The sequence below is a fragment of the Nostocoides sp. genome, from assembly GCF_035343835.1.
In the GTDB taxonomy this organism is placed as follows: domain Bacteria; phylum Actinomycetota; class Actinomycetes; order Actinomycetales; family Dermatophilaceae; genus Nostocoides_A; species Nostocoides_A vanveenii.
Window position 1 is genome coordinate 1 of sequence record NZ_DAOQZV010000222.1, and the last position, 5,233, is coordinate 5,233.

General features: G+C 69.7%; 5 protein-coding genes and 1 pseudogene. 1 reads left to right on the plus strand and 5 read right to left on the minus strand.

What is annotated here, in order from left to right; all coding sequences use genetic code 11:
* Both PKH97_RS13340 and PKH97_RS13345 read right to left on the minus strand, forming a co-directional pair.
* Positions 1–127, minus strand: a pseudogene (locus tag PKH97_RS13340) (co-chaperone GroES); the annotation flags it as partial.
* A 367-nt stretch (positions 128–494) separates the two neighbouring features.
* Positions 495–953 carry a GNAT family N-acetyltransferase gene (locus tag PKH97_RS13345; RefSeq protein WP_324388006.1) on the minus strand — a complete coding sequence of 153 codons (459 nt, stop codon included), beginning with the start codon at positions 951–953 and terminating at the stop codon, positions 495–497.
* Positions 954–1,041: 88 nt separating this feature from the next.
* On the opposite strand from PKH97_RS13345, the gene PKH97_RS13350 reads away from it, so the two are divergent.
* Positions 1,042–2,268, plus strand: coding sequence for a class I SAM-dependent methyltransferase (locus PKH97_RS13350; protein ID WP_324388007.1), 1,227 nt, complete (start codon positions 1,042–1,044; stop codon positions 2,266–2,268).
* Between the two features lie 49 nt (positions 2,269–2,317).
* On the opposite strand, the gene PKH97_RS13355 is transcribed toward PKH97_RS13350, so the two are convergent.
* From PKH97_RS13355 to PKH97_RS13365, 3 genes are all read right to left on the minus strand, one after another.
* Positions 2,318–3,316: a hypothetical protein gene (locus tag PKH97_RS13355; protein ID WP_324388009.1), complete on the minus strand. Its 999-nt coding sequence runs from the start codon at positions 3,314–3,316 to the stop codon at positions 2,318–2,320.
* 130 nt (positions 3,317–3,446) lie between these two features.
* Positions 3,447–4,259 (minus strand): LLM class F420-dependent oxidoreductase, encoded by an 813-nt coding sequence (locus PKH97_RS13360; RefSeq protein WP_324388010.1) that lies wholly within the window; start codon positions 4,257–4,259, stop codon positions 3,447–3,449.
* A gap of 113 nt (positions 4,260–4,372) precedes the next feature.
* Positions 4,373–4,984 (minus strand): GDSL-type esterase/lipase family protein, encoded by a 612-nt coding sequence (locus PKH97_RS13365; protein WP_324388011.1) that lies wholly within the window; start codon positions 4,982–4,984, stop codon positions 4,373–4,375.
* Positions 4,985–5,233 lie beyond the last annotated feature (249 nt).

The following is a 5,233-nucleotide window of genomic DNA, read 5'->3' on the forward strand; positions in this document are numbered from 1 at the left end:
GGACCTCGCCCTCCTGGGGCTTCTCCTTGGCCGTGTCCGGGATGACCAGGCCGGACGCCGTCGTCTGCTCAGCCTCAAGGGACTTGATGACGATGCGGTCTTCGAGCGGCTTGATGGAAACCGACACGATGACTCCTTCACTATTCGACTACGAATGAATCGGAAACAAGAGGTCGTGCGCCTGATGCAACTCGCCGTCGCGGGGGTCGAGCTGCGGTGCACGATTGGCACTCACACGGGGAGAGTGCCAATCGCCAATCTATGCCGCGATTAGCACTCGGTCAACTCGAGTGCCAGTTGACTTTTTGGTTTCATCTCCTCAGCGCTCGGCGGGTCGGCTCCTTCGTCGCCGCCCCGTTTCGCTCGATCGTCGACAAACGCGGTCGTAGGTGGTCACCCCTGCGCTCTCACCTCAGCTCGCGTTCGTCTCCCCAGCGCTCGGCGACAGACGGGTCGTAGTGGTCGCCTGGCCGCGCCCGCGCAGGCTGCGCGAGTCAGCGCAGGCGCATGGTCTGCGTGGTTTCGGTGGAGCCGGGGCGCAAGGGGCTGGCAACGCCGGTGCGCTCGAAGCCGAAGCGCTCGTAGACGGCGATCGCCTCCGGATTGGCCACATTGACGTCGAGCACGACGATGCGGCCGGCTGCCGACGCATCGTCGAGGAGGACGTGCAGGATCGCCGTCGCGTGGCCCCGCCCGCGCGCGGCCGGGTCGGTCCAGACCGCAACGACGTGCAGGTGATCCCCCTCGTCATAGGTCCCGCCGACCGCGACGGTGTCGCCATCGGGCGCCGTCGCGACTGCGGCACCGCGGCTACGGACTCGCCAGTCCTCCTTGGCGAAAGCGACCTCCCGCTCGTAGGCCGACCCGAACGCGGTGGGCGCCTCGCGCAGGGCACGCAGGCGGATGTCGCGAAAGAGCGCCCAGTCATCCGCGGTCAGCCGTCGCACGCTCATGACCGCGAGGCTGTCAGGTGGGTGGGTCGCGCAGCAACCGGATTCGCCGGTGCCCCACCTCCCGGCGGGGGCAGTGTTGGATGGGCGGGTGGATGTCGCCTCCGTGCGCTGGCTCGGCTCCCCCGCCGGGCGGGCCGTGCTTCGCGACCTCGGCCCGTATGACGAGTCGGCGGCTGTGGGTGTATCGGCGCGTTTGCGTGCCGGCGGATTGGCTCCCGATCTGGTAGCGGCGGCCCTGACCCAGCAGCGATTGCGGACGCGGGCCCGGGAGAAGTTCGGGGAGTTGGCCGACGGGATGCTGTTCACGGCGGACGGCCTGGAGCAGGCCACGCGCTTCGAAATCGCCGCCGGGCACGCCGAACGCTTCGCTCAGGCGTCGATTGCCACTGCACATGACTTAGGTTGCGGCATCGGCTCGGACGCGATGGCGCTGGCCGCCCTCGATGTGACCGTCGCGGCGATCGACGCGGATCCGGTGACAGCCGCCGTGGCGGATGCCAATCTGCGCCCGTGGCCGGATTCGCGGGCCCGGGTCGGGTTGGCCGAAGACTGGGTCGCCCCGCCAGGTGCAGGGCGCGACCGCGTTGGCGCCTGGCTGGACCCGGCGCGCCGAGTGGGCGGAGTCGCCGATGCGGCCGGCCGGACGCGGCGGGTTATCCGGCTCGATGACATCGCGCCGAGTTGGACGACGGTCTTGTCGATCGCGCAGGCCGTGCCGGCAACCGGGGTCAAACTCTCGCCCTCCTTCCCCCACGACCAACTGCCGCGCGGCGCCGAGGCGCAATGGGTCTCGCGGGCCGGTGAGTTGCTGGAGTGCACGGTGTGGTTCGGCCCGCTGGCGCGCACCCGCGGTCGGAGTGCGCGCGTGCTGCGGCCCGGGCAGGCGCCGATCGAGGTCACTGAAGACACCGCGACGGCGGACGTGCCGTGCGTGGGTGGGGTAAACGAGGTGCACCCCTGGCTCTACGAGACCGACCGGGCTCTGGTCCAGGCGGACTTGGTCGGCGCGGTGACCGCGGCAACGGACGGGCGCGAACTGGAACCGGGGCTCGGCTATGTGACGGCGCACACGGCATACGGGCTGGGGTATGCGCGCCGGTATGCGGTGCGGGATGTGCTGCCGCTCAACGTCAAGGCGCTCCGCGCCTGGCTACGGGCGCGCCAGATCAGCGGGGTGACGATCAAGAAGCGCGGCGTGCGCCTGGATGAGGCGGGCCTGATGCGGCAGTTGAAGGTCCGCCCGGGCGCCGATGCGACCCTCCTGCTGACTCGCGTGGCCGGACACAACGCGGTGCTGGTGCTGGACCAGGACTGATGCGAGTCATCGATGAGTGATATCGCGGTCAGGACCGCGATATCACTCATCAATAGCCGGTGACACGAAGCACCGGGCACCCGGGCGTGCGACAGGCCCGCGACGGCCAGCGAGCGCCCTGGGCTTGGGCCGTGGCCACCACCTCCGCGGCGATCGAGCAGGGCGAACGCGTGACTTCGAGCCAGCCGTAGCGCAGGTGGCTTCGGCGCCGCCCGGCCAGGGCGTTGATCTTCTGGCGATCGGTCAATGCCGTTGCGGCAGTGTGGAAGAGGAGTCCATCGAGTTCGACGCAGAGGTTGGCGTCATCCCAATCGAGGTCGAAACGGCGTCCCTGACCGCGCACGACTAGCGGGGTCTGACGGGTCGGCGCAGGGATGCCGTGCGGGCGCTCGACATCGCGAAACCAGCGCAACTCCAGTGCGCTCTCGCAACCGTCGGCCTCGTCCGCGAGCACGGCCTCGAGCAGATCCCGCTTGCCGTGCCTCGGCCACGTGGCGAGCTCGGCTCGAAGCCGACGCATCGTCGTGCGGCGCTGCTGTAGGGCACGGCCGATGAGCGCGAGGGTGACGTCATCCGACTCCTCGTCAGCCAGCCCGATCACGGTTGACTCGATGGTGGTGCGGGGCGGCCAAATCTCGCTCCGCACCGTGAGCCGGCGCGAGGTGACGACGTGGAGACCCGCCGGGACGGCAATACGGCGCCCATGGGGCACCACGATGCCGATGACGTCGGGCTCGACATCGCTCAGTCCGTCCACCAAGGCCGCGGACCATCCCATCAGGCCGGCGGACATCGAGTGGCCGCCGTCCCTCAGCCGGGTCGACGGACGACTGGTGGCCAGAACTGCGGCGCCGGCCCGCGTCGCCCAGTCGACCGGACCGGAATGGGTGACAAAGATGCCGTGGTGGATCCGCTGCCAGCGACCGCTGTCCACCTTCCACCGCACCGCCTGCTCGCCATAGGCCGCCCGCGCCTGGACGAGGGTGAGCAGCGGCAGGGCGCCGAGCGGCGGGAAGGTGAACCCGCGCGCTCGGGGATGGTGCGGCATACGGCCAGGCTGCCCGCAGACGCCGGATCCGTCGACCGGGACTCGGGCGGGCTGTGGACAACTCGCGGCGCTGTTCGGTTATCGATGAGTGATATCGCGGCCCTGACCGCGATATCACTCATCAATAGCGTCAGCTCACGGCGTTGAGCGCGTCGCGCCACGCGATCCACGGCTCGGCGACGGACAGGTCGTAGTCCGGCCCGCCGATGCCGAGCGTGAAGAGCCGGGCACCGAGGTCATGCAACGGCCGGCCTTCGACCTCGGGAGCGTCGGGCAGCCGGCCTTCGCGCCCGCGCCCGCCGACCCCCACGGAGATCTCGATGTCGGCCAGGTCCCGGCCCTCGCTCGCGCAATGCCCGCGCAGGACGTCGATCTTGTGCGCCAGATCGTCGCCCTGGACGAACGTATGCCAGATGTCGGCGTGGCGCGCAACGAACTTCAGCGTCTTCTTCTCGCCACCGCCGCCGATGAGCACCGGGATCTTGCGCGTGGGCGCCGGATTGAGCTGCTCCCAACGGGCCTCGATGACCGGCAGCGCCTCGCCGAGGTCGTCCAGCCGGCTGCCGGCGGTGCCGAACGGATAGCCGTATTCGATGTAGTCGCGCTCCGCCCACCCGGACCCGATCCCGAGGATCAGCCGCCCGTCGCTGATGTGGTCGACGGTGCGAGCCATGTCGGCGAGCAGGTTCGGGTTGCGATAGCTATTGCAGGTGACCAGGGCACCTATCTCGACGCGGCTGGTCTGCTCCGCCCAGGCCGCGAGCATGGTCCAGCACTCGAAGTGCTTGCCGTCCTCGTCGCCGTAGAGCGGATAGAAGTGATCCCAGTTGAACAGGACGTCGACGCCCATGTCCTCGGCGCGAATAACGGCCTCGCGGATCTGGGCATAGTCGGCCTGCTGGGGGTGAAGTTGGACACCGATGCGGATAAGTCGGTCGCTCATCCGCCTACCGTATGCCGTGGGCTGCCGCCGCCCTGCTCACTCCCCAACGCGCAGCCGACCCAGATCCGCGACGGACCGTCAACGGCGACGATCCGACGAATCTTGCGGACACCTTAGATGTCGAGCCATTCGCGCCAGCCCCCGTTGAGGACGAGCCAGGCGATCAGGCCGTAGCCGGCCTGTCCGGGATGCCCCGGGATAGTCGCGGCAGCCAGATCCGAGTCCCACTGGTCGTGGCCGAGCAGCGGGCGATAGCAGTCGACGAACGGGATGCCGCGGCGAGCGCAAACGTCGGCCTGGGCGTCGACAAGCACCTCGATGCCGGCGTTGTCCTGCGCATTCGTCCCCGGCGGCGGGCTGACGACGAAGGCCGGGATGCTGCCGCTCTGGGCCTCATCGAGGATCGTCGCGAGGTTGAGGCGGTGCCGGGCGACACTCACGCCGGTGGCGAGGTCGTTTGCGCCGACGCAGAGCACGAGCCGCCGCTCGCCGCGCCCGTCGAAGCGCGCCGGGGCCTCGGCACGGAAGCGGTCGAGCACATCGCCCGACGTCGCCCCGCGCACCCCGAGGTTGTAGGCCGTGAGGTCCACATCCGGTGACTGGCTACGCGCGACCACGCGGGTGACCCAGCCCTGGCCCTTGGGATCGCCCACCCCGGCTACCAGGGAGGCGCCGAGAAAGACCAGACCGACGTCGCGACGGGTGGAAGTGCTGGGTTCGCTCACGCGCCAACCTTAAAGCGCCCGTCCTCCCCCTGCCGAACCGGCGTCTGGGGTGCGCAGCGTCCTCAGCGTTCGAGCCCGACGCCACAAACCCCTCATTTGCCTGGGCAATTCTTCCCCTGCCGACAAGGCAGTTCTGGCCTCGGGCGGGAAAGCTGTCGCCTCGTCCGGGGTCAGGAGTGGCGGGTGGGGCCGAGGTCGCCGTCGGGTTGGGCGCCCGGGGTCGCGACAGCGGCGGCACCGGCCCGGGCT

What these genes read in the sequence shown, in the direction of transcription:
- PKH97_RS13345 (WP_324388006.1), bottom strand. Translation starts at nt 953, where the DNA reads ATGAGCGTGCGACGGCTGACCGCGGATGACTGGGCGCTCTTTCGCGAC.
- PKH97_RS13355 (WP_324388009.1), bottom strand. Translation starts at nt 3,316, where the DNA reads ATGCCGCACCATCCCCGAGCGCGCGGGTTCACCTTCCCGCCGCTCGGC.
- PKH97_RS13360 (WP_324388010.1), bottom strand. Translation starts at nt 4,259, where the DNA reads ATGAGCGACCGACTTATCCGCATCGGTGTCCAACTTCACCCCCAGCAG.